This is a genomic window from Arthrobacter sp. V1I9, from assembly GCF_030817075.1.
GTDB lineage: Bacteria > Actinomycetota > Actinomycetes > Actinomycetales > Micrococcaceae > Arthrobacter.
The window spans coordinates 607,996-630,982 of the sequence record NZ_JAUSYU010000001.1 but is presented as its reverse complement, the minus strand read 5'-3'; the positions used below and the strand labels follow the sequence as shown (position 1 = coordinate 630,982).

Genomic DNA, 22,987 nt, shown 5'->3' with positions numbered 1-22,987 from the left:
GTGGTTTAGGAGCCATATCTGATAGGGCAACGGTGGGGTTGGGTCTGTCGGGGGAAGCTAGGCTGAAAGTATGGCCACCGCACACCGAATACCACCCGCACCGCAGCCGCAGCTCTACAAGTTTTCCCCCTTGGATGGCGTCGCGGTCATCCTCTATGTGGCTCTTGCGGGGTTTTTCACTGTGGCCGGGGAACTGCTTGCACCCTTCCTGCGGCAGGTTGCCCCCACCCCTGCGGCTGCCTCCTACGCGGTCAACCTGCTCTTTTATGCGTCCGTGGGCATACTGGCCATCACTGCTGCCCGTCGAGTGATCTGGCGCGACCTCAAGGTGCTTGCCACCCGTCCGTGGTTCACACTGCTGATGGTCCCGGCCGCCGTCATCGCCATGATGATTCTTTCCGCCGTTGCAGTGGCGGCCAGCGGCAACGTGCAAACATCCGAGAACCAGGCGGGACTCCAAGCGCTTATGCAGCAGGTTCCTGCGTGGTTGATGGTCCCGCTGCTGGTGGTGGTGGGCCCGTTCGTTGAGGAGTTCATCTTCCGCCACCTGCTCATCGGGAAGCTGAGCCGGCGGGTGAATATCTGGGTGTGCTGCGTGCTGTCCGTGGTCCTGTTCGCCGCCCTGCACATCGTGGGACAGGAAGAGCTGACGCTCACCGTCCTGATGCCCTACCTGGCCATGGGCGCGACGCTGGTGTTTGTGTATGTCTGGACGGGCAGGAACCTGATGTTCTCCTACTTTGTCCATGCGGCAAAGAACCTGCTGGCAGTGGTGTTCATCTACGCCATCCCGCCCGAGTTCTACGAACAACTCCAGCAGGTTCAGGCCTGACCGCACCTACCGCAGGAGCACCTGCCGCCGTACCTTGGTGGGATGGGACTGAACATCCAAATAGTCATTGACTGCAGGGATCCGCACTACCTCGCCGAGTGGTGGGCCGAGTCGCTGGAGTGGGCGGTGGAACCTCAGGATGAGGGCTTCATCCGCTCCATGATCGACCAGGGTTTCGCCACCGAGGACCAGGCAACTATGCACCATGGCAAGCTGGTGTGGCGCGAAGGCTGTGCGATCCGGCCGCCCGAGGAACTCGAAGCAAAGGCACCGGAGCGGCGGCTCCTTTTCCAGACCGCGCCCGAGGGAAAAACCGTCAAGAACAGGGTGCACTGGGACATCAACCTGGCCGGCCGTGATAAGGACGAGGTTCGCCGGGAACTTGAGGCCCGCGGCGCCACCTTCCTTTGGACAGCCAACCAGGGACCGCATTTCTGGCACACGATGGCAGACCCCGAGGGCAACGAGTTCTGCATCAGCTGACCCCGATTACTAGACTTGGACGGTGAGCAACCAAATCCCCGCCTCGGTGTCCGACGTCTTCGATCCCACCCGCTGGCGCGTTGTGTCCGGCTTCGACGACTTCCAGGACATGACGTACCACCGGCAGGTGGAGCGGGATGCCGACGGCGGCTGGCTGCGTGACCTGCCCACGGTGCGGATCGCTTTCAACCGCCCCGAAGTCCGCAATGCCTTCCGGCCGGGCACCGTGGATGAGCTGTACCGGGCCATGGACCACGCACGGATGTCCCCGGACGTTGCCACCGTCCTGCTCACCGGGAACGGCCCCTCCCCCAAGGACGGCGGCCACTCCTTCTGCTCCGGTGGAGACCAGCGGATCCGGGGCCGGGACGGCTACCGGTACGTAGTACAGGATGCAGCCAACGGGGAAACCCAGGAAAGCATCGACCCCGCGCGGGCCGGCCGGCTTCATATCCTGGAGGTCCAGCGGCTCATGCGCACCATGCCCAAGGTGGTCATCGCCGTCGTCAACGGCTGGGCGGCCGGCGGCGGGCACTCCCTGCACGTAGTCGCCGACCTCACCATCGCCTCCCGCCAGCACGGCAAGTTCAAGCAGACAGACGCCACCGTCGGCAGTTTCGACGCCGGCTACGGCTCGGCCCTGCTCGCCCGGCAGATCGGGCAGAAGGCCGCGCGGGAAATCTTCTTCCTGGCCCGCGAATATTCCGCGGAGGACATGGTTCGGATGGGCGCCGTCAACGAGGCTGTGGATCACGAACGCCTCGAAGAGGTCGCCCTGGAGTACGCCGCCGATATCGCGCGGCAGTCCCCCCAGGCCATCCGGATGCTCAAATTCGCCTTCAACCTTGCCGACGACGGCCTCGCGGGACAGCAGGTGTTCGCAGGGGAAGCCACCCGGCTGGCTTACATGACGGACGAAGCCGTGGAGGGCAAGGAAGCGTTCCTGGAAAAACGCGACCCCGACTGGTCCAGCTTCCCGCACTATTTCTGAGGCAGGACGGGCAATGAACAGTGAATCCCAGAACAGCGAACCGCTCGGAACAGGGTCAACCACCAGCGGTGTCCTCAATATCGACCCTGCCCTGCAGGCGCTGGCCGCCGCCCTGCACGGGAACGGCCCCGCCGTCGAACTTTCGGTGGATGAAGACGGCTCCCTGGTGGTGGGCCACCTCGGAACGCCCGGCTGCGATGACGCAGTTGCCGTGGTTCGCACCTCCGGGTCCACGGGAACGCCCAAGGCCACGGTCCTGACGGTGGAATCCCTGGCCGCGTCCTCGATGGCGACTGCCCTGGCGCTGAAAGGCGAGGGCCAGTGGCTCCTGGCCCTGCCCGTCCAGTACGTGGCAGGCATCCAGGTCCTGGTGCGTTCGCTGTTTGCGGGCACCCGCCCCTGGGTGATGGACATGTCAGGCGGCTTTACGCCCGAAGCCTTCACCGCTGCAGCGCAGGAACTGACGGACAAGATCCGGTTCACCTCGCTGGTTCCCACACAGCTTCGGCGCCTCCTGGATGCGCCGGCCCCGGAGACCCTGGCCGTGCTCCGCCGCTTCAACGCAGTCCTGCTGGGCGGCGCGCCCGCACCCGCTTCACTGCTGGCGGCCGCCAGGGATGCCGGTGTCCGGGTGATCACCACCTACGGTTCCGCCGAGTCCTGCGGCGGCTGCGTCTATGACGGATTTCCGCTGGAAGGGGTGTCCGTCCGTGTTGAGGAGGACGGCCGCATCCTGCTGGGCGGCGACACCATCGCCGCCGGCTACCTGGAAGCGCCGGACGATGCCGACAGCACCTTTTTCGAGGAGGACGGCGTGCGCTGGTTCCGCACCAGCGACCTCGGCAGCATCGACGACGACGGCCGGCTCACGGTCCTGGGCCGCGCTGACGACGTGATCATCACCGGCGGAATCAAGGTTTCCGCGGCGCATGTGCAGGAGGAGCTGGAAAAGTCCGACGACGTCGCCGCGGCCTTTGTGGCCGGCGTCCCGTCCGCGGAATGGGGCCAGGCCGTGGCAGCTTACGTGGCACTGGCCGGTCCGCCGGGAGGCACCGTGGAACGCGGGGGCCCTGCCGCAAGCGGGGAACACGGCGTCGTCCTTGAACAGGAATGGCACCGGACGCTCGGCATCCTTGCCCCCAAAACCGTGCTCGCGGCGTCTTCCCTGCTGATGCTGCCCAACGGCAAACCCGACCGCCTGGCCATGGCCGCCGAACTCAACGCCCTGCATCAGGGAAAGTAAAGTAGACCTGCACCACCCGGCAGGGCTCCATCCTGCCGCCTTCCCCAAAGTAACGCGAGGTACTGACCGTGGCTACAGCCGCACAATGGATCCAGGGCGCCCGACTCCGAACACTGCCGGCCGCGATTGCGCCGGTAGTGATCGGCTCCGCCGCCGCTTATGAAATGGATTCGTTCCTGCTTTTCAACGCCATCCTCGCGGCGCTGGTGGCCCTCCTGCTCCAGGTGGGCGTGAACTACGCCAACGATTACTCGGACGGCATTCGCGGCACGGATGACGACCGTGTGGGCCCGCTCCGCCTGGTGGGTTCGGGAGCCGCCAGCCCAGAGCACGTGAAGCGGGCGGCGTTCGGTGCGTTTGCTGCCGCAATGGTCTTCGGGCTGATCCTGGTGGTGATCACCCAGAGCTGGTGGCTAATCCTGGTGGGCCTCGGCTGCGTCATGGCGGCCTGGGGCTACACCGGCGGCAAGAACCCCTACGGCTATATGGGCCTGGGCGACGTGTTTGTGTTTGTGTTCTTCGGGCTGGTGGCGACACTGGGCACCACCTACACGCAGGCCGGGCAAATCAACCTGCCCGCCATAATTGGCGCTATCGGGACGGGACTGATCGCCACCGCGCTGCTGATGGCCAACAACGTCCGCGACATACCCACCGACATGCAGGCCGGCAAAAAAACGCTCGCTGTGCGGCTGGGTGACAAGCACGCCCGCGAGAGCTACGTGCTGATGCTCGCCGTAGCAATCATGCTGGTGGTGATCCTGGCCCCGGGGCGGCCGTGGATGCTGATCGTCCTGCTGCTGATTCCGGCCTCCCTGATGCCTGCCTGGCTCATGATCAACGGCCGGAAGCGCAAGAGCCTGATCCCCGTCCTGAAGCAGACCGGCCTGATCAACCTCGGCTACAGCCTGCTGTTCTCACTGGGCCTGGTGCTGAGCCACGGCTTCTAGAGGCGCTTGGGGTCCTTGGCATCGTTGCTGATGGTGATGTCCGGGTTGGCGTCCAGGAGGGTGTCCTCCGCGTGGGCGTCCTGGACTTCGTTGGCTGAACGGATCGGCTTGGACTTGCCCGAGAAACGCTGGTGGATGGCCGCGGCCGCCTCATCCCGCTGCTTCTGGAAGAACAGGTAACTCACGGCGAAAGCGATCAGTGCTGCGCAGATGACGGACATCAGCACGCCCAGCTGCAGGAGCATAAAAACCACAAACAGGGGCGCGAACAGAGCCAGGCGGATCAGGGAATATTTCAAAAAGGCCACTATTCCAGTTTAGCCGCCTCCCGCCCGAGGCCCCTGCGCCTCCTGACGATAGACTTAATGGCATGCTCCTCCGTGTGGCTTTGGCCGTCGCAGTCCTCGTCATCTTTGTGTATGGCCTCGTTGATGTGATCCGCACTGATGGGCGCCTCACCCGGGGGATTTCCAAGCCGGCCTGGATCGTGGTCATGATTGTCCTTCCAGTGGTGGGCGCCATCCTTTGGCTCCTGATCGGCCGCCCCCGCGGTGCCTCCCCCCAACAGCAAAGCCAGCGCCATCCCATCGCCCCTGATGATGATCCGGACTTCCTCCGCAACCTTGAAACCCGCCGGCGCCACGAGGCCGAGGCGGAGCAGCTTAAGAAGCTCAAGGATGAACTGGACGCCAAGGCGAAGGACGACGACGCCAAGGGCAGCGGCAAGGACCAACACCAGGCCGACAAGCACGAATCGGACGAGCACGATACCGACGGACTGAAGTAGGGGCGTATGGCGCAGGAACCTGACGGGGAAGACCGGTTGCGGACCACCTCCCAAGGTGCCGCAGCCCCGCCTTCATCGTCAGGCCCGCCAGCGCCGCCGCCAAGGCCAGGGCTGTCCTATTCCGCGCCGGCGCCCATCGCCGTCATTCCGGCAGCCCCCCGCAGCGTCCGGAATGCGCGGACCTTTTGGCTCCCTGAGCTTTGTGGCCGGTTCCGCCGTCCTGGTGGGATCCTTCCTCACCCGGGATTCGCATCTTGAGCGGCTGCGCACGGTGGTGGCCCAAATGGCCCCGGACGGCGACACCGAAGCGGTCACTATTGCCACGGGCGTCGTCTTCTGGGGCAGCCTCGGTGCTGTCCTCCTGGTGATCCTGCTCGAGGCCGCGATGCTCGGCGTAGTGATGGGCCGGCAGGGCTGGGCACGGTGGGCCCTGCTGCCGCTCCTGGCCGGACATGTCATCGTCCTGGCGGTAGCAGCTGCCTTTCTTGTGCCCGAAGGCGACGCCGGCAGTTACGTGGTACTGCTATGGGGCCTCCAACTCCTCCTGGCGCTCATTGGGCTGGTGCTGTTCTTTATGCCTTCAGCCAACGCCTGGTTGAAATCGGGACGGGACTAATTTATTGGCAGCCAGCCAGGCCCTTACGCTGGCTGGCGGGCCAGCTGCACGGCACACTGGGCAACAATGCCCTCGCAGCTGCGGATAACCACCCGGCAGGCATCAAGGGCAGAGCGGTCGGTGATGGGGTTTTCCGCCACTGCCCGCCACCGCTCCAGGCAGCGGCGGGCCTCGGCCGCCAGCAGGTCCGGACCAGCGTCAGCTTCCAGGCCCAGGCGAACGTGGGACGCGGCGCCCCATCCCCCAATGAGGCCCTCGGCTTCACTGGCCAGTTCAGGATCCAGGGATACGCCGGTGGTCCGAAGGGTTGCCAGCAGCCGCAGTTCACGGAACTCGTGGGCGTTGACCTGCAGCCGTTCCAGGGCGGCGGCCAGATGCCCTGTCCCGTCCCGCGGTGATGTGCGAAGAAGTGTTTCCACCCCCACCAAAGCGGTCCTGGCCTTCAGCGCCTCGGCACGGGCCTGGAACTGCCGCCCCAGCATGTCGATCAGGGGATCCAGTCCGCTGCGCCGGGCAAGTTCATGCGCCAGGGGCGTCGGCTCGGCAAATCCATTGCGGATGAGAACCACTGCGAGGCGGATGCCGAACAAGCCAAACCTTTCGAGCAACGAGGCGCGGGCCGCCGTCGTCAGGTCTTCAGGGCCTGCAACCTGCAGGAACCGGTCCGCCGAGAGCAGCAGCTTCTCCCGCTCTGCCCGTTCCATCGCGGCCAGCAGCTGCAGCGCCTCGAAGTCGGACTGGCGCAGGCTTCGGGCACTTTGCGCCAGGAGCCCGGCCACCGGGACCACCCCCAACGCCAGCTTTCGCAGGCTGTGGTCCCGGCGGTATCTTTCGGCGATCTCCCCCGCGGAGAGGAGCGAATCAATCCGTCCTGCCCCCACTTCATCTGCACGGGAGAGGACTGCCAGGGCATTGACCGTGCCGGACCTCCCGGCCTCGGTGTCCTTGAATGATTCGAGGAACCGCATATCGGAGGCGTGCATATGGCGCATCAGATAAATGATGGCGTCTGCCTCCGAAGGGGTGTCCTCCGGAGTCAGGAAACTTGTGGACCGGGCGGACACGTCCCCCGAGAGCGAGGCAATGCCGGGGGTATCGATCAGCGTCATATCCCGCAGGCCCGGGGAGGGCCACTCCACATCCAGCCGGTCTACCTCGTCGGCTTGCAAATCGCCCAGCACGAACACCAGGCGCCCGTCCACACGTTTGACCGGGAGGCTGCGAGGCTCGCCCTCCACGGGGTAAAGCGTGATCCGGGGCGTGAGGCCGTAGCGGTACCAGGTGACGATGCGCGTGCACTCCCCCGTGTCCGTGGGCGCTATCTCTTCACCGAGGATGGCGTTCAACAGGGTGGATTTTCCGGCTTTTACCATCCCGGCAACGGCGATCCGCAGTGGTTCGGCAAGCCGTTTGGCATAACCCTGCAGCGCTGCCACTGCTGCAGGATCGTCGCGGTAGACCTCCAGCGCCTCCTGGACCAGGTCCGCCGCTCCGGTGATGGTTGAGGCTGTCATCCCACTGCCGCCGACGGCGCCGACACCATGCGGGCTGCGCCGGACGTTGATCCGGAATTGTCCGGGCCGGCAGTGTTCGGGACGGCGGCCGGCCCGGCAGCCACTGCTCCCGCCGCCTGGGACAGGGCATCCACATTTTTTAGTTCGGCCTTGATCTCGCGGATGCGGACGTCCTTTTTCAAGGCGTACGTGGTGGCGGCCTTTTGCGCTGCGGCCACGGAATCCTGCAGGGAGCGGTGATGCTCGTCCGCGATCTCCGTGAAGTGGTCGCGGGTGGAGCGCTGCACAAGCCGCAGCCGGTCCTTTAGCTGCTTGCCCACCTGGAAGGTAACGTCGTCCAACTGCCGCCGGACAAGTGCCTTCGCTTCGCTTTGCCGGCGCTTGAGCCGGGCCTCCTTGTCTTCCCGGTAGGCCTTGCGTCCCAGCAACAGTCCGGCACCAACGGAGAGGGGGTTGATCAGTGCCATGCCGAAGATGCCGGTCAGGAGGCCAAACATCAGCACCCCGCCGTAGGACCCGCGCATGCCGATCAGCACTTTCTGCGCGGAGTTGAGGCGCCCGTCGTCGAGGGTTGGCATATCATCCACGGGGTCAAGGGCATCTCCCGTGTCCGAGACCTGCAGGACGGGCAATGTCACTTCCTCGGCGGCAAAGTGCTCGGCAACCTGGCCTGCCAGCCACAGCGCGCGCTCGTTGGTCCACACGAACGTGTCCGAGATGGCGGCAGCCGCGCATTCCTCAAGCCACTTGGAGAACTCGGGCCAGGCCGGCCCGGGATCGCCCTGGTCAATGGCGGCTTCGGCTTCGCGCTGTATCCGCCGCAGCCGGTCCCGGAGGTCATATTCCATGTCCGCGATGAGATCGCTGATGCCGTCGTTGAGCGTGATCTGCCACCGCGCGGACCGTTTGCGGAGGTCGTCAGCTTCGGCCCGCGCCGCCTCGAGGCCGGCGATCATCTGCGGGGTCCGTTCCGGGTTCTCGAGTGCTTCAAGTTCGGACTGCAGCGACAAGCGGAGGTTCTCGCACACGGAGAGCAGGTCCTGGCTGACTGATCGCCGTTGGAGGCGCTCGGCCTTGCCCACGATGTCGCTGCGGATATAGGCCATCAATCCGGGGAAGCCGGACTCCGCGTTCAGTTCGCCGTCCTGCAGCCGCGCCGCTTCCAGCCGGAGGTCGGAGGAAACGGAGAACAGCGGGATGTCCTGTGCCACGTGGGCGAGGTGCCCCCGGTCGATCTCTTCGACGCGCCGCCAGTCCGGATACAGGTCGGTCTTGGACAGGACACCCACCACGCTGGGGGTGATCCGCATGGCCTGGCGAAGGAAACGCAGCTCCGGTTCCGTGTACTCCTGGGAGGCGTCGGAAACCAGCAGCATGGCGTCTGCAGTGGGGAGTGCAGTCAGGGTGGTGAGAGTGTGGGATGAGTTCAGCCCGCCCACGCCCGGGGAGTCAATAACAGTAAGACCACCCATGAGCAATTTCCGCGGGAGGTAAACCTCGCCCGCCGCAAGTTTCTTGCTGTTTCCGGGGTTGCCCCGCTCGGAGACATAGTTGGCGAGCTCAGATATCGGGACGGGTTGGCGCTCGACGTCGGCCTCGTCGCCGGCGTCAGCGTCGGCTTTGGAAACCAGGATGGCGGCGGAGGCGGGGTCTCCATAGCGGACCACGGTGGGGACAGAGGTGGCGATGTCATCATCGACGGGACATACCGGAGCGTTCACCAGCGCGTTGATGAGCTTGCTTTTGCCTTGCTTGAATTCGCCGACGACGATGACGCGAATGCTGGGGTCCTTCAGCCTTCCCATGGCCTGTTCCAGGCGTTTACGGAGATCAGCACGGTCCCCCGGCCCCACCAACGCGAGGCCTTGTTGCACCAGTCGTACGAGTTGGGCCGCCGTCATGGGTGCTGACGGCGATGCCAGTCCTGCTTCTGCCACAGCGTGTCCTCTGCTCAGGTCTCGATCGGAAACGAGGGATAACCCGAGGAGAGCCCGGAAGGAGGTTAGGCCTCCTGCCGGGCCCCTACTGCACCTCGGGAACGGGTGCTTAGCGATTCATTAGTCCTCGATTGTGGCTTCCTCGCCGGCTACAGCGGTGTTAACCTCCGCAGCGTTGTCGGCCACGATGAGCGATTCCTCGATGCTGGTGAACTCAGCATCGACCTCAGTAACACTCACGGATTCTTCGTTGTTGCCAAAGTTCTCCAGCTCAGTGTTCTGGTTGGCGACATTTTCAAGCTCGATCTTGGTCGACTCAAACTCGTTTCCGACGTTTTCAAGCTCGGTGTTCTCGTTGCCGACGTTCTCCAGGTTGGTGGTCTCGTTGCCGACGTTATCAAGCTTGATTGTCTCGTTGCCCACGTTGTCCAGGTTGGTGTTTCCGATGTTCTCGAACTCGGTCTGGGAGTTGTCCGAATCGTCGTTGTAGGAATCGTTCGTGGAGTTGTCCGATTTGTCGTTGAAGGACTCATCGACGTCCACTTCAACCTCGTGGTTGAACGAATCATCGGCATCAATATCGGTGTTGCCAATGTTGACGTCCGCGCCGGCGTTGATGGAGTTGTCCTTCGAGTTATCCGAGGAGTTGTCCGTGTTGTAGGAATCCTCGATGTTGTTGGAATCCTTAACGTCCGCATCGTCGCCGGCAGCAATTGCGCGGTCGCCGGAGGCGACTACGGCGTCGTTGTCGAACAGCTGGTCAACATCACCCTCAGCCCAGATGTTCTGGTTGACGGACTGGTCGGTGATGGTGTCCCGGTCGTCCACGGTGGAGGTGTAGGAGTAGTTGTTGACTACGTGGTGGAGCTGCTGGACGGCGTGGGCGTGATCGTCGCCGCCGTGGTTTCCCCCGCCGTGTCCGCCGCCATGGTGGCCGCCGCCGTGGTTTCCACCGCCGGTGCTGCCGCTACCGCCGTTGTCATCAGTGCGGGCGCTGTTGCCACCGGTGTTGTACTCCCGGTCAAACCGGGAGGCGTTGACGGTTACAGGCGCGAAGTCCAGGACAACCGGCAAAGCTGCATCAACATCAGCGGAGCAGACCCCGCCCAGGCCGTGGTCCTCAAGGGCCTTTTCCGGATCATTCAGGAAGTCTTGTGCGGCCTGGCGGTCCCCGAAGAGGTTCATCAGGAACTGGACGAGGTCATTTGCGAGTGTCATTTGATGGTCCTCAATCTTCTCTAAGTGGCGGATCGCCCGGCGTCGTTACTGGGCTTGAATCAAACGTACGGTTCCCCTTGCGGACCGGGCATCGGGCCCTTTCCCCGTACTGGGGGTTCCCGCGGTGGGAAGCGGCAGGCACCGCTGTTAGGGGTATTAGGGGATCACTCCTCCGGAGGGTTTTCGGGACCGAGTGCCAGGCGAAGCCTCGCGAGCAAGTCCGAACGGTTTTCCGCGCCGAGGCGCCGGCGCATCCGGGCAATGTGGTGTTCGGCAGTCCGGGGAGAAATATAAATGGCCTCGCCAATTTCCCGGTACGTCTTGCCCTCCAGCACCAGCCTGGCCACTTCCTTTTCCCGTTCACTCAGTCCTGAGTCATCCGACTGCACGCCCTTGGCCGCATCGGCCGCCGGGGCGCTCCGGGACTCCGGCACCCCTGAGGCTCCGTTCCCGGCCGAGTGTCCTTGCGGATGCAGGTCCCTGGCGCAGGACAGCAGGCGCACCATGTCCTTGCGATCACCAGCACGGGCAGCAGCGTGTCCGGCCAGCCGGGCACCTTCCCAGGGCATTCCCACCCTGCCGAGCCCCCGCGCTGCCGCTTCGGCGTCGGCGGGAAGGGCCCTTCCTGCCAGTACAGACACCCAAGCCTTGCCCGCGGCTGCGAGCACCGCGGCCAGGTGGCTGTGCTGGGCGGCCCGCGCCAACGCAGTAGCATGCGGTGCAAGATCAGACGGACTCTCGGCGAGGAGTGCTGCCTGGACGGCCGCCCAGTGGAAGGGCACTGCCCATAGCGGCGGATTATCGAGGCGCCCCAAAAGTTGTTTGGCCTCGTCGAGGTAATGCGCCACACGGCGGGTTTCCCGCAGCCGTGCAGCCGTGATCATCAGTTCGCCCCACGGCAGCAAGCTGTAAAGGTCCACGGAAGTGTGCAGCATTGCTTCACGCGCCCGTTCCCAGGCCATCACCAGTTCGGCTATCTCGCCGTTCCGCCGGGCGAGGCCGACTTCCAGCGCTGCCCGCAGGAACTCATCCCTGGGTACCAAAGGCCAATGGTTGGCCTTCGACGCCTCATTGATCGCAAGCCTGGCGTCCTCGAATTTGTCCTGCTGCATGGCCGACCATGCCTGAAGCAGGAAGAGCCGCGGCTTTGCGGCGTTACCGCCCTGCCCCGCGGCAGCGGCAGACCGGCACACCGTTTCGGCCATGTGCGGCTCCCCACTGTGCAGGGCCATCAGTGCGGCAAGGGCGGCGGGAGTATCCGGAAGAGGAATGGCGGCACCGGTTGCGTTGAGCATGTCCGACGCATGAATCAGCAACGGGAGCGCCTCCTGCGGATCCTGCGCGAGCGACTCCAGAATCCCCTTTCCGGTCTGCGCCAGCGCAACGGCAAGCAGCGTGGGAGAAGCCGGGGGAACATCCGCCGGGAACAACGATTCGGCCCCGGACCGGCTGCCGCAGCCAATGGCGGCGACGGCGGCCAGCGGCGCCGAGGGCCCCAGTCTCGAGGCACCCAACCAACTGTAGGCGTCGGCACTGCGCGCCAGCATTCCCCGCTGGGCCCAAACCGCTGACGCTACGTCCACCCCGCGGCGAACGTCGGGCGGATCCGGACAGACCAGGAGGGTGTCAATCATTCGGGTGGCAGTGTCAAGGTCCCCATCTGCTGCGGCGGCCTGGGCGCGCCGTGCGGCGGTTGCCATTTCATCCGCTCCCGCCAGCAACGCTTCGTCGTAAAGCTGGGCGGCCAGCGCGGGATCATGCTCCAGTGCTCTGTCGCCCGCGTGCTCCAGCTCAGAAGCCACATGGGGATCTGCCAGGCCGCCCCGGGCCAGCTCACGGGCAAAGTCGCCCAGCGGCTGGCGGTCCGCAACGTACAGCGTTACAAGTTCGCGCTGGAGTGAGTGCACCCTGGCTGTGGGGGCTCCGTTCAGCAGTACATGCTGTGCCGGTCCGACGACACTTCCGTCCGGCGAGAGCAGACCGGCCGACTCTGCCCGTTCCACCAGGGCATCAACGCCCTCCACCTCGCCGCCGTCCATCCTCCGCTGCAGGTCTGCGGGCAACGGTCCGGGCAGCACGAAACCCACCGACAGTGCCAGCAGCAGTTCACGCACCGCGGCGTTCTCACCCTTGAGCTGCCGGGCCATCTGCTCGGCAACCTTGGGACTTTGGCCTTGGGGGTTCAGCTCCGGGTGCACGAAACCATGCACTTGCTCGCGCGTTTCCTGGCCAGTCATCCTAGGCCCCCGGCTCGGAGGTGGTTAAGGGCGCAGAAGCGGGAACCGTGCCCGTCGGTGTTACGGGGTCCACGGACTGTGTCACCAGTGTCGGCTCCGGAGCAGGCTCCACGGGCGCCGGGTCCGCAGGAGGCGGATCAGCAGGCGCCGGATCAGCAGGAGGCGGATCAGCAGGCGCCGGGCCCGCAGGTGGAGGATCCGCAGGAGGCGGATCAGCTGGCGCCGGATCCACAGGAGGCAGAGTGCCCGGCGCGGTACCGGGATCAGTAGTTCCAGGGACGGTCGGTTGGCCAGTCCCCGGATCAGTCCCGACGACAGGCGTCACGGCGGGATCCTGCGTTCCGGGACCCGCTCCGCCGCCGGCTCCAGCACCAGTTGTGCTGCCACCGGCCCCGGCAGGTGCACCCGTGCCCGAGCCGGCAGCCGCGCCGCCATTGGTGCCGGCACCTGCCTGGCCCTTGCCTGGGGCTGCACTCGATGGCGGCCTGCTGGTGGGCGAGGCCGCTACTTCGAGGCCCGCTCCGCCTGCTGGCGCGACGTTCGTGTTCAAACCTGCTTCTATGCCTGCCACCGGACCTCCGCCGGCTGCTGCGGCTCCCTGGCCGGGCCCGCTACCGCCGCCGCCGATGCCACCCGGGACGGATTCGGTGCCTGGGGCAGCTCCTGCCTCCGGCACAAGAATTGACGTGAGGCTGCTGAAGCCTCCGGGGCTCTGCGCGGCGGTGGCGGTAAGGACAGACACCACGGCTGCAGCAGCTGCTATGGCGGTCAGCCGTACGGCCGGCTTGGGAGCATGCGCGCCGCCGTGGCTGTGCCCGTGTCCGTGGGCTGCCGCGGCAACCGCACCAGCCGCCGTCGCGCTCTTGCGTGACCAGCTGGCCGGGTGGCCGGGGAAGTGGCCGGCAGCTGCCGGAAGCCCGACGGCGGTGAGGCCGGCTTCCACGGGCGCCGCCGCCGTCGCGTCCTTGGCTTCGGGAACTTCCGCGCGTGCCAGAACTGACGAGACTGCTGCCCCCATGCAGATGGATGACTTCGGATCGGCGTCGACGGCAATTGGCCGGTCCAGTTGTTCCGATATCAACTGGGCCACGAGCGGAATCCGCGATGATCCACCGATGAGCAGCACGGCGGAAAGGTCGGCTGGCTTCAGTTCCATCTCGGCCAGTGATTGTTCCAGCGCGTCCACGGTGTCGCGGACTGGATCCTCGATCAGTGCTTCGAACTCCGAGCGGACCAGGCGGACCTGTTGCTGGACGCCGGGAAGAAGCACGGAAATGGTTGCCTCACTGTCCCCGGAAAGCGCCTCCTTGGCTTCCACGCACTCCCGCCGCAGCCGGGCCAGCGCCGCGCGCACCCCTGCATCCGCCGGATTGAGTTTGGAAAGGGCATCTCCGGTGTGTTCGGCCACGTAGCGGAACACTTCCGCGTCAAAGTCGGCGCCGCCCAGGTTTTCGATGCCTTCCGGGCGCCCCACCAACTCAAACCGGCTGCTGCCGGCCTTCCTCAGGACAGCGGTGTCAAAGGTACCTCCGCCCAGGTCGTAAACCGCGATGGTGCTGCCGTCCCCCACTCTCACCTGGGAGGCGTAATACAAGGCGGCCGCTTCAGGCTCGGTGATGAGGGTGACGTTTTCCAGGCCCCGTGCGGCCATGGCCGCCAGGATCACCGAGGTGCGGTGGTTGCCCCAGGCGGCAGGATGGGTGAGGACAACCTCCGACGGAGGCTCGCCCTCCCGCTCCTCGGCCCGGTCGGCCACCCAGCGTGCCATCGTGGCAAAGACGTCTTCCGGGGGAAGCAACAGCGCCCCCACCGAAATAGGCACGGCGTCGCCTACCCGGCGCTTAAATTCGCGCACCACGCGCGATGGGGAATCGAGGCCACGGCGTTCTGCCGCCTCCCCTACCAGGATGGGACCATCCTCAGGATAGAAAATGACGGAGGGCACAGATGTCCCGCGGAGGCCCAAGGGCACGCATTCGGGGGCGGGGGAAGATCCTTGGTCAAACCGGGCGATTGCGGCAGCAGTGAAACTTGTGCCGACATCAATGGCGAGCGCGTAGCTCATGGGGACCTCGGTAAAGCTGGTGTTTCGCCGGCAAGCTTCATTACGGGCGGACTTCACCAAGGTAGCATCACGGCGGGACCGTCGAACAGCCCTTCTTGCTACACCGAATTGTTATTGCCTGAAAGTATCCTTGCCGCCCGCGCGTAAACCCCGTTTAGAGGCCTGAGTACGAATGCAGTCCATTGAAAAATTGGTTGACAATGGTGAAGTTGAAGATGACACAGAGGTAGCCCACGATTGACAGCCAGGCGGCCCTGGTGCCGGTCCAGCCGCGGGTTGCACGGGCGTGGAGGTAGCCGGCGTAGACAACCCAAATAACGAACGTCCACACTTCCTTTGTGTCCCAGCCCCAGAAGCGGCCCCAGGCTTTTTCAGCCCAGATGGCACCGAACATCAGCGTGAAGGTCCACCCGATAAACGCGATGGCATTGATGCGGTAGGAAAGATTCTCGAGGCTCAGCGCGGACGGCACCAGACGCATAAAGCCCAGCCTGTCCGCACCGCCGGCGGCGACGGTCTTCGACCGTCGTGCCTGAACGAGTTGCAGCGCCGACATCGCGAATGTCAGGGTGAACAGGGCAGAGGAGAGCACTGCGATGGACACGTGGATGATCAGCCAGTAGCTCTGCAGGGCGGGAACCAGGTGGCCCACGGGCGTCCAGTACGCCACGGAGGCGGCCACGAGCATAATGATGACCAGGCCCACCACGAACGTGCCGAGGAAGCGCAGGTCGCGACGGATCAGCACCAGCAGGAACACTGCGACGGCAACGAAGGCCCCGGTGGTGAGGAACTCATACATGTTGCCCCACGGCACCCTGCCCGCACCCAGCGCGCGGGTCAGCACGCCGGCGCCGTGGATCAGCGCACCAAGGACGGTCATGGCCACGGCCACCCTGGCGGGAGCGCGCCGCTCGCCGGCGTACCGCATGTCGGCGTCGGCGGTAACCACTCCCCCGGCCCCGCTGGCTGCTGCCTGGGCAGCAGACGACGACGGCCGTTCGGCCCTGCCCGCAGGCCCGGCGAGCTGGGACTCGCTGCGGTCCCCTGCACGGGCGCCTACCGGCACCCTGGCCGGTTCTTCGGCCTGCGCGGCCTTGAGGTCAATGGCGCGCAGGGCCTTGCTGCTCTTGGCCAGATCCCACGCGAATGCGATGAATGCCACCGTGTAGGTGCCAGCGGCCAGCAGCATAAAGAGCTCGCTGTACTGGCCCATCGTTTCGTTGATTCCGTAAGGCATTACTGGTCCTTTTCGGGCCCGGTGGGGCCTGCTGGGGTGGTGGCTGGGCCTGCAGTTGTGGCAGGGCCCGCGTTATTATCGCGCGCGCTGCTGGGAGTTTGTTGTGAGGGCCCGTTTGCGCCTGGCCCGGGGTCCAACTTCCATTCCTCCGACAGCAGCTTCCGCACTGCCGCGGCTTCAGCGGCGAGCCGGTGGTCCTCGCCGCGGGCCAGGAGTCCGTACTCCACCATGGTGCGGCCGTCGGCGTGGGTGCCGGTGCGGACCCAAACGCGGCGGCGGTTGACGTAGAGGGACAGGATAAGGCCGGCCACCGCGAGGAGCGCGAAGATGAGGGCGTAGAGCTGGCCCGGGTTGTGGTGGATGTCCACGCCGATGTAGCGCTTCACGCCGTCGAAGCTAATGGTGCCTTTGCCGTCGGGAAGGGTGTAGCTGCTTCCGGGGGCAAGGGTGATGCCGCCGGCGTCCAGGTTCCTGGCGTTCAGGGGCGTCAGGTCCTGCACATCCAGTTCGAAGACGTTCTGCGGGGAGCCGTCGTCCAGGCCCAGATCGCCGTAGTAGGAGTTCAGGGTCAGCTGCGGGTTGAAGAGTTCGGGGTCGCCGCTGAAGGAAATCCCCTCGTTGGAGATGAAGGCCGTGGGCAGGAAGAAGCCGGCGAAGCCCAGCTGGTCCGGCTTGGCATCGGGAACCTTGATCACCACTGAGGAGTAGTAGTTGTCTCCCTGCAGCTTGGCTACCACCGGTCCCTGCATGGCGACGTTTCCCTCGCCGTCCCGGATGGTGACCACGGGCGCGTAGCCGTTGCCGGTGAGGTAGATGCTGGTGCCGCCCAGGGTGACGGGGTCGTTGACCTTCAGGATCTCCTTTTGCGCGGGCGCATCCGGGTTCTCCTTGGTGGTCACCGCGGCGGAGAAGTCGATGGGCTGGCCTTCCTTGCCCTGCGACTCACGGTCGAACGTGATGTCGAACTTGTCCAGCTGCACGGAGTAGGGCTGGAGATGGCTGGACTGGAAGTTGGTGCCGGGGGTGAACTGGTCGTAGCCCACCAGGGTGTTCACAAAAGTATCGCCCTCCACCAGGATCCGCTGGCCGCTGTAGCCGAACAGGCCGCCGACGGCCACGGACACCAGGACCCCGATCAAGGAGGTGTGGAACACCAGGTTCCCCACCTCCTTCGCGAAGCCGCGCTCGGCGCCCAACGAGGGACGCTCGCCGCCGCTGTCCCGGACCTCCACGCGGTAGCCGCGCTTTTTCAGCACCCCGGCGGCACTGGTGATGGCGTCCGACGCCGGGATCCCGGCGTCGGACGGAATGACCAGGGTGCCGTGCTCGGGGAGGCGGGACAGGCGTCTGGGGGTCCGCGGCGGCTGGGAGCGCATCGCCTTGTAGTGGGCGATCGCGCGGGGCACCACGCAGCCGATCAGGGAAATGAAGAGCAGCAGGTAGATGGCCGAGAACCAGGCGGAGGAGTAGACGTCGTACAGCTGCAGGGTGTCCAGCAGCTCGCCGTAGTCCGGGTTGTCCTTGATGTACTGGGTGACCACTGACGGGTTGGCCGGACGCTGCGGGAACAGCGAGCCCGGGACTGCCGCGACGGCGAGGAGCAGCAGCAGGAACAGCGCAGTGCGCATGCTGGTCAGCTGGGTCCAGGCCCATCGGAGCATACCCAGCGGTCCGAGCGTCGGCAGCGCGGCTTCAGCCTTGGCTGCGGCCACCTTGGCGCCGCCCACCGGGTCCGAAGTCTTCTTCTCTACGTTCACACGCTCGCTCATCAGATCGGTAGTTTCACATCGGTTTGGAACCAGTACTGCAGCCCGGTTACCCAGGTTCCCCAGATGCCGCTGGCCATCAACAGCCCAAGGACCACCAATATGCCGCCGCCGATGCGCTGGATGGCGAGGCGGTGCTTGCGGAAGAACGCCATAACGCCCATCCCCCGGCGGAGCGCCAGGGCAATGAGCAGGAAGGGGATTCCCAGCCCGAGGCTGTAAACGAAGGCAAGGAATGCACCTTTGGCGGCGGACGAGCCGCCGGAAAGGCTCAGAAGCTGGACGGCTGAGTAGGTGGGCCCGATGCACGGGGCCCAGCCCAGTCCGAACGTCAGGCCCAAGAGCGGCGCCCCCCACAGGCCGGCAGGCGGTTTGGCGTGGATTTTGGCATCGCGCTGCAGCCAGCTGAAGCCACCCATAAACACGACGCCCATCACGATCACCAGGATGCCCAGGACCTGGGTGATCCAGGCATTCTGCGAGCCGGTGATCAGGCTGCCCAACTGGCCGAACGCACCGCCGAGGAGGACGAAGATCACGGAGAAGCCCAGCACGAACAGCCCGATGCCCGCCAGCATCCGGCCGCGCTTCTGCTTCTCCAGGTCCACGCCGCTTAACCCGGTGACGTAACCCAGGTAGCCGGGAACCAGCGGCAGGACGCAGGGTGACAGGAAGGAGACCAGTCCGGCCAGCAGCGCCACCGGAATGGCAAGGAGGAGTGAGCCGTTGAGGATGGCTTCAGCGAAGGGGCTGTTCACGGGGGTCCGCCGCTACTCTGCCACGGCGCCAGCGATGAGGGCTTTCAGGGTGCCCTTCTGGATTTCGCCGAGGACGCGGGAGGCCACGCGCCCCTGCTTGTCCAGAACCAGGGTGGTGGGGACGGCTCCGGGGGGAACCAGCCCGGAAACGGCCAGCAGGACGCCGCCGTCCTTGTCGTCGAAGCTGGGGTAGGTCAGGTTGAAGGACTTGTCGAAGGCTTCCGCCGTGGCCTTCTCGTCCCGCAGGTTGACGCCGAAAAACTGCACGCCCTGGGGCTTGAATTCCTGGTGGAGCTCTTCAAGGATGGGCGCCTCAACACGGCAGGGGGCGCAGGCAGCGAACCAGAAGTTCAGGACGGTGACCTTGCCCTGGAAGTCCGCGGGCGCAACAGCCGTGCCGTTGAACAGCGTTCCGTTGATCTGGACGGCGGACTTGCGGTCGCCCGCAGCGAACTCGGTGACGGAGCCGTCACCGGCCACATAGTTTTTGTTGTCCCCGGCCCTGGCCTGCTCGGCGAGGGCATCCTCCTGGGCGCACGCCGAGAGGCCCAGGGTGAGCGCGGTCAGGGCGAGGCCGCCGGCAGCGAGCACGCTGCGGCGGGAACTCACGGGCAGGCCGGGCCGTCCCTTGTGGGTAAAACTGTCAGTCACTTCTAGGCTCCAGGGGTGGTGGCAGCACCGGGAAGAAGGGACGCCGCGGGTTCGCTGTAGGTGACGCGCACAAGGGCGCCGTCGTCGTCGAACACCAGCGACGTGATGGAGGTCAGCGTGCACTCACGCTTGCGGGGATCGTGCCACAGGGGCTTGCCCTCGGCGCTGAGCCGGGTGGCCCAGATGGGAAGCTGATGGCTGACCATGATCGCTTCCGGCCCTTCTGTTCCAAAGTCGCCGTCAGCCAGCTCGATGGCCCGGAGGCGAGCCTCCTGCACCGCTTCCATGACCCTTGCGGCCTGCTGCTTGTAGGGCTCGCCCCACGATGGCCGGAGGGGGTTGACCAGCCGCGGCCAGTGCTTGGGCCGGCGCAGTTCGGCCTTGGTGACCTTCATGCCCTCGAAGTAGTTCTTTGCCTCGATGATCCGCTCCTCCGTGTGGATTTGCAGATGCAGGGCGTCCGACGTCGGCCGGGCAGTTTCCTGCGCACGGTCCAGCGGCGAGGCGGCCAAGTAAGTGATGCGGGCACCGCTTTCGGCGCGCTGCCGGAAGTGCTCGGCGAGGGTGCGTGCCATCTCCTGCCCCAGCTCGGAGAGGTGGAATTCGGGCAGCCTTCCGTACAAAACGCCGTCAGGATTGTGGACCTCGCCGTGGCGGAGCAGATGGACAGTGGCTTGGGGCATGTTTACCAGTTTCTCAAAGATGGCGTGCGATCCGAAATCTTCTACATCCAGTAGAACTCAACTTTTTGAAGAAATGTTCCAGAACCGGGAAGAAAACATGCAAATGCATGCTTATACTGGATGCAGCAGTTAGTTGATGCTTCAACCGATGAAGCTTCAATACCGATCCGACCTACAGGTAACACCTAAGGAGCAACACCATGGCACTTCCCGCAGACGTCACCACCGGCACCTGGACCCTGGACAACTCGCACAGCGAGATCGGCTTCACCGTCCGCCACGCGGGCATCAGCAAGGTCCGCGGCCAGTTCAAGGAAGCAGCAGCAACCCTGGAACTCGGCCAGGACGTGGCTGATTCCAGGATCGCCGCCACCATCCAGACCGCAAGCTTCGATTCCGGCGACGCCAACCGCGACGGCCACGTCCGCGGCGAGGACTTCTTCGACGTTGAGAAGTTCCCCGAGATGTCCTTCGTCTCCAACGGCCTGGTGGCCAAGGGCAACAGCTACGAGCTGACCGGCGACCTCACCATCAAGGGTGTCACCCGCCCCGTCACCCTCGAGACCGAGTTCAACGGCGTGGCCGTGGACCCGTTCGGCAACACCCGCGCCGGCGTCTCCGCTGAGACCACCATCAGCCGCAAGGACTTCGGCTTGACCTGGAACGCTGTCCTCGAAACCGGCGGCGTCCTGGTGAGCGACAAGGTTGCCATCAACCTCGAACTCGCCTTCATCGCTCCCGCAGCCTAATTCCCACTCAGATTCGGCGCCCCGGCACCGGCTTCGGCCAGTGCCGGGGCGCCGTCCTTTAAGCCGTCGCGCGTGGTCCGCAGGGCTACAGTGATGGCCATGAGCAACTTCGACAGCACCGGGCCCCGCAACGGCTTCGCCGGCATGTTCTCGGTGGCGGGACTTCCCACCGAGCTCAAAGTATCGTTCTGGATCTGGTTCGTCGCCGGCGTCCTCGGCCTATTGGGAGGAATGCTGGGCATGCTTGCCTCGCTGGTGCTTTTTGCCGCTGCCCCCGGTGCGGCGGTTGGGGTTCTGCTGCTCATGCTGCTGGCCGCTGCCGTGGGCGCCGCGCAGATCGTTTTTGCGCTCAGGATGAAAGAGGGAAGGCAGTGGGCGCGGCTGGCCCTCACGGTCCTGGCCGGCGTCACGCTGGTCCTGGCGCTTATCAATCTGGCGATGCGTGTTGGCCAAGGCGGGAACTGGGTGGGCTTCGTGATCAGCCTCGCAGCAACGGTCCTGCTCTGGCTGCCCAACTCGCAGGCCTGGTTTGCGGCGGTAAGGCACAGAGGCTGAGTAGGCGTGGCGGGGCAACCGCCAAACGAGGCGGAATACCTCCCAGGAATGACTCATCTGCCGCCAGTCCGGGGGTACGGTGGACTTAAGCCATGCTGGGGGTAGGGCGCAGGACCGAAACCCGGCAGCCTACCAGAACCCGACACGCCAAAGGACAGCTCATGAGCAACCCTCCCGTCCCGCCTCCCGTGCCCAACGATCCGGAGCAGGGCAACCAGCAGCCGCGCTACGGGGAGAACGCCCCGCAGTACGGGCAGAATGCTCCCCAGTACGGACAGAACCCGCCTCAGTACGGCCAGTCCGGCGCCCCGCAGTACGGGCAGAATGCTCCCCAGTACGGACAGAACCCGCCGCAGGCTCCGGGCTTCGGCCAGCAGCCGTACGGGCAGCAGCCATACGGCCAGTCCCCCTACGCCCAGTACCCGTCGGAGCAGCCGCAGCCCACGGGCAGCAAGGGCGTGCCGCAACTGGTCAACATCTCGTTCTGGCTGCTGATTGCCTCCGCCGCGATCTTCGTCATCTCGATGCTCACCGGACTCACCCAGCTGGATGATCCTGTTTTCCGCCAGACCTTTGAGCAGCAGGTGGAGGGCACCGGAGCCGGCGTCTCGTACGAGGACATCAAGGGCGTCATCGCCGGCACCCTGGTGGTGTTCGCGATCCTCGGCGCAGGACTCTACCTGCTGGTGGCCTTCTTCATCCGCAAGGGCAAGAACTGGGCCCGGATCCTGGGGACCGTGTTCGCGGCGCTGTCCATCTTCGGCCTGTTCGGCGTCCCGAGCCTCGGCACCCTCGGCACCCTCCTGGGGATCGCCGCCATCGTCCTGCTCTACCTGCCGGCGGCTGCCCCCTACTTCCAGAAGCAGCAGCCCTTCGCCAACCCTTACGGCGGCGGCATGGGGAACCCCTACGGCCGGTAAATAACGCACTTCCCACCCCTGCGGGCGTGGGTCCCGGAACTGCCTGAAACCTAGGCGGTCTGCCCCGGGGCCTGCGCCCGCTGTGCGTGGTAGGCCAGGATCTGCAGTTCCGTGGCCATGTCCACCTTGCGGAGGTTGACCCCCTCCGGCACCTGGAGCATAACGGGGGCGAAGCTCAGGACGCTGCGGACACCGGCGGCAACCACCCGGTCGCAGACATCCTGCGCCACGGCGGCCGGCAGCGCCAGCACCACCATGTTCGCTCCGGTCCGGTGCAGGACCGTTTCCAGGTCGGCCACGTCGCTGACGCGCAGCCACCCCACTTCATTGCCCACCACCATCTGGTCGGCGTCAAAGATGGCAACGACGTCGAATCCCCGGGACTCGAAGCCGCCGTACCGCGCCAGCGCCTTGCCGAGGTTGCCGGCACCAACGATGGCAACCTTCCAGTCATGCGTCAGACCCAGCGCCGCGGCAATGTGCCGGCTAAGATACTGCACTTCGTAGCCAACGCCGCGGGTACCGTAGGAGCCCACGTGGGACAGGTCCTTGCGCAACGTGGCTGAACTGACACCGGAAGCTTCAGCGAGGGATTCGGAGGAGACCCGCTCCACTCCCTCGGCGAGCAGGGTATTCAAGGCGCGCAGATAGAGCGTCAGCCGGGCCACCGCTGCGGGCGGAATCTGTTTGGCTGGCGTACCCGTGGTGTCCGGAAGATCCGGGACAGCCTGGGGAGTCGGTTCCAGCGAAGCCACCAGCCCCTCCCTCGCATCGCGTTGTGACTCCACTCTA

22 protein-coding genes are annotated in these 22,987 nt (G+C 65.4%); 10 read left to right on the top strand and 12 right to left on the bottom strand.

Annotated elements, in window-relative coordinates:
* The first annotated feature begins 70 nt into the window (after positions 1 to 70).
* From QFZ70_RS02965 to QFZ70_RS02945, 5 genes are all read left to right on the top strand, one after another.
* Complete coding sequence (locus tag QFZ70_RS02965; protein WP_307094025.1) at positions 71 to 832, top strand: CPBP family intramembrane glutamic endopeptidase; 762 nt, start codon at positions 71 to 73, stop codon at positions 830 to 832.
* A gap of 42 nt (positions 833 to 874) precedes the next feature.
* Positions 875 to 1,315: a VOC family protein gene (locus tag QFZ70_RS02960; protein WP_307094024.1), complete on the top strand. Its 441-nt coding sequence runs from the start codon at positions 875 to 877 to the stop codon at positions 1,313 to 1,315.
* A 22-nt stretch (positions 1,316 to 1,337) separates the two neighbouring features.
* Positions 1,338 to 2,306 (top strand): 1,4-dihydroxy-2-naphthoyl-CoA synthase, encoded by a 969-nt coding sequence (locus tag QFZ70_RS02955; protein ID WP_307094023.1) that lies wholly within the window; start codon positions 1,338 to 1,340, stop codon positions 2,304 to 2,306.
* A 13-nt stretch (positions 2,307 to 2,319) separates the two neighbouring features.
* Complete coding sequence (locus QFZ70_RS02950) at positions 2,320 to 3,549, top strand: AMP-binding protein (RefSeq protein ID WP_307094022.1); 1,230 nt, start codon at positions 2,320 to 2,322, stop codon at positions 3,547 to 3,549.
* A gap of 68 nt (positions 3,550 to 3,617) precedes the next feature.
* Positions 3,618 to 4,499, top strand: coding sequence for a 1,4-dihydroxy-2-naphthoate polyprenyltransferase (locus QFZ70_RS02945; RefSeq protein ID WP_307094021.1), 882 nt, complete (start codon positions 3,618 to 3,620; stop codon positions 4,497 to 4,499).
* Here QFZ70_RS02945 and QFZ70_RS02940 read toward each other — a convergent pair.
* Entirely contained in the window at positions 4,496 to 4,807 is a 312-nt protein-coding gene (locus QFZ70_RS02940) for a DUF4229 domain-containing protein (protein WP_307094020.1), read from the bottom strand. The genes QFZ70_RS02945 and QFZ70_RS02940 overlap by 4 nt on opposite strands.
* 62 nt (positions 4,808 to 4,869) lie before the next feature.
* Here QFZ70_RS02940 and QFZ70_RS02935 point away from each other — a divergent pair, with 62 nt between their 5' ends.
* Together QFZ70_RS02935 and QFZ70_RS02930 are read left to right on the top strand one after the other, a co-directional pair.
* Positions 4,870 to 5,286, top strand: a complete 417-nt coding sequence (locus QFZ70_RS02935; RefSeq protein ID WP_307094019.1) for a PLD nuclease N-terminal domain-containing protein — start codon at positions 4,870 to 4,872, stop codon at positions 5,284 to 5,286.
* 172 nt (positions 5,287 to 5,458) lie between these two features.
* The gene (locus QFZ70_RS02930) at positions 5,459 to 5,902 is read left to right on the top strand and encodes a hypothetical protein (RefSeq protein WP_307094018.1); all 444 of its coding nucleotides are present in this window, start codon (positions 5,459 to 5,461) and stop codon (positions 5,900 to 5,902) included.
* Positions 5,903 to 5,925: 23 nt separating this feature from the next.
* Here the strand turns inward: QFZ70_RS02930 and QFZ70_RS02925 are convergent, their stop codons facing one another.
* From QFZ70_RS02925 to QFZ70_RS02880, 10 genes are all read right to left on the bottom strand, one after another.
* On the bottom strand, positions 5,926 to 7,416 hold the full coding sequence (locus tag QFZ70_RS02925) for a dynamin family protein (RefSeq protein ID WP_307094017.1): 1,491 nt from the start codon (positions 7,414 to 7,416) through the stop codon (positions 5,926 to 5,928).
* Positions 7,413 to 9,317, bottom strand: coding sequence for a dynamin family protein (locus tag QFZ70_RS02920; protein WP_307097780.1), 1,905 nt, complete (start codon positions 9,315 to 9,317; stop codon positions 7,413 to 7,415). Before QFZ70_RS02920 ends, QFZ70_RS02925 begins: the two co-directional genes overlap by 4 nt.
* Before the next feature lie 156 nt (positions 9,318 to 9,473).
* Positions 9,474 to 10,571 carry an IniB N-terminal domain-containing protein gene (locus QFZ70_RS02915; protein ID WP_307094016.1) on the bottom strand — a complete coding sequence of 366 codons (1,098 nt, stop codon included), beginning with the start codon at positions 10,569 to 10,571 and terminating at the stop codon, positions 9,474 to 9,476.
* A gap of 164 nt (positions 10,572 to 10,735) precedes the next feature.
* Positions 10,736 to 12,808 carry a LuxR C-terminal-related transcriptional regulator gene (locus tag QFZ70_RS02910; RefSeq protein ID WP_307094015.1) on the bottom strand — a complete coding sequence of 691 codons (2,073 nt, stop codon included), beginning with the start codon at positions 12,806 to 12,808 and terminating at the stop codon, positions 10,736 to 10,738.
* A 1-nt stretch (position 12,809) separates the two neighbouring features.
* Entirely contained in the window at positions 12,810 to 14,873 is a 2,064-nt protein-coding gene (locus tag QFZ70_RS02905) for an Hsp70 family protein (RefSeq protein WP_307094014.1), read from the bottom strand.
* Between the two features lie 154 nt (positions 14,874 to 15,027).
* Entirely contained in the window at positions 15,028 to 16,113 is a 1,086-nt protein-coding gene (gene ccsB, locus QFZ70_RS02900) for a c-type cytochrome biogenesis protein CcsB (protein ID WP_307094013.1), read from the bottom strand.
* Complete coding sequence (locus QFZ70_RS02895) at positions 16,113 to 17,882, bottom strand: cytochrome c biogenesis protein ResB (RefSeq protein ID WP_307094012.1); 1,770 nt, start codon at positions 17,880 to 17,882, stop codon at positions 16,113 to 16,115. The genes ccsB and QFZ70_RS02895 overlap by 1 nt, the downstream gene beginning before the upstream one ends.
* The gene (locus QFZ70_RS02890; protein ID WP_307094011.1) at positions 17,882 to 18,637 is read right to left on the bottom strand and encodes a cytochrome c biogenesis CcdA family protein; all 756 of its coding nucleotides are present in this window, start codon (positions 18,635 to 18,637) and stop codon (positions 17,882 to 17,884) included. The genes QFZ70_RS02895 and QFZ70_RS02890 overlap by 1 nt, the downstream gene beginning before the upstream one ends.
* Positions 18,638 to 18,649: 12 nt before the next feature.
* Positions 18,650 to 19,228, bottom strand: a complete 579-nt coding sequence (locus QFZ70_RS02885) for a TlpA disulfide reductase family protein (RefSeq protein ID WP_307097779.1) — start codon at positions 19,226 to 19,228, stop codon at positions 18,650 to 18,652.
* Between the two features lie 62 nt (positions 19,229 to 19,290).
* Positions 19,291 to 19,971, bottom strand: a complete 681-nt coding sequence (locus tag QFZ70_RS02880) for a histidine phosphatase family protein (RefSeq protein ID WP_307094010.1) — start codon at positions 19,969 to 19,971, stop codon at positions 19,291 to 19,293.
* Between the two features lie 200 nt (positions 19,972 to 20,171).
* Here QFZ70_RS02880 and QFZ70_RS02875 point away from each other — a divergent pair, with 200 nt between their 5' ends.
* The 3 genes from QFZ70_RS02875 to QFZ70_RS02865 all read left to right on the top strand — a co-directional run bounded on the left by QFZ70_RS02875 (position 20,172) and on the right by QFZ70_RS02865 (position 22,195).
* Positions 20,172 to 20,720 (top strand): YceI family protein, encoded by a 549-nt coding sequence (locus QFZ70_RS02875; protein WP_307094009.1) that lies wholly within the window; start codon positions 20,172 to 20,174, stop codon positions 20,718 to 20,720.
* 99 nt (positions 20,721 to 20,819) lie between these two features.
* Positions 20,820 to 21,275 carry a hypothetical protein gene (locus QFZ70_RS02870; RefSeq protein WP_307094008.1) on the top strand — a complete coding sequence of 152 codons (456 nt, stop codon included), beginning with the start codon at positions 20,820 to 20,822 and terminating at the stop codon, positions 21,273 to 21,275.
* 161 nt (positions 21,276 to 21,436) lie between these two features.
* Positions 21,437 to 22,195 (top strand): hypothetical protein, encoded by a 759-nt coding sequence (locus QFZ70_RS02865; RefSeq protein ID WP_307094007.1) that lies wholly within the window; start codon positions 21,437 to 21,439, stop codon positions 22,193 to 22,195.
* Positions 22,196 to 22,245: 50 nt separating this feature from the next.
* On the opposite strand, the gene QFZ70_RS02860 is transcribed toward QFZ70_RS02865, so the two are convergent.
* Positions 22,246 to 22,950, bottom strand: a complete 705-nt coding sequence (locus tag QFZ70_RS02860; protein WP_307094006.1) for a redox-sensing transcriptional repressor Rex — start codon at positions 22,948 to 22,950, stop codon at positions 22,246 to 22,248.
* Positions 22,951 to 22,987: the final 37 nt, after the last annotated feature.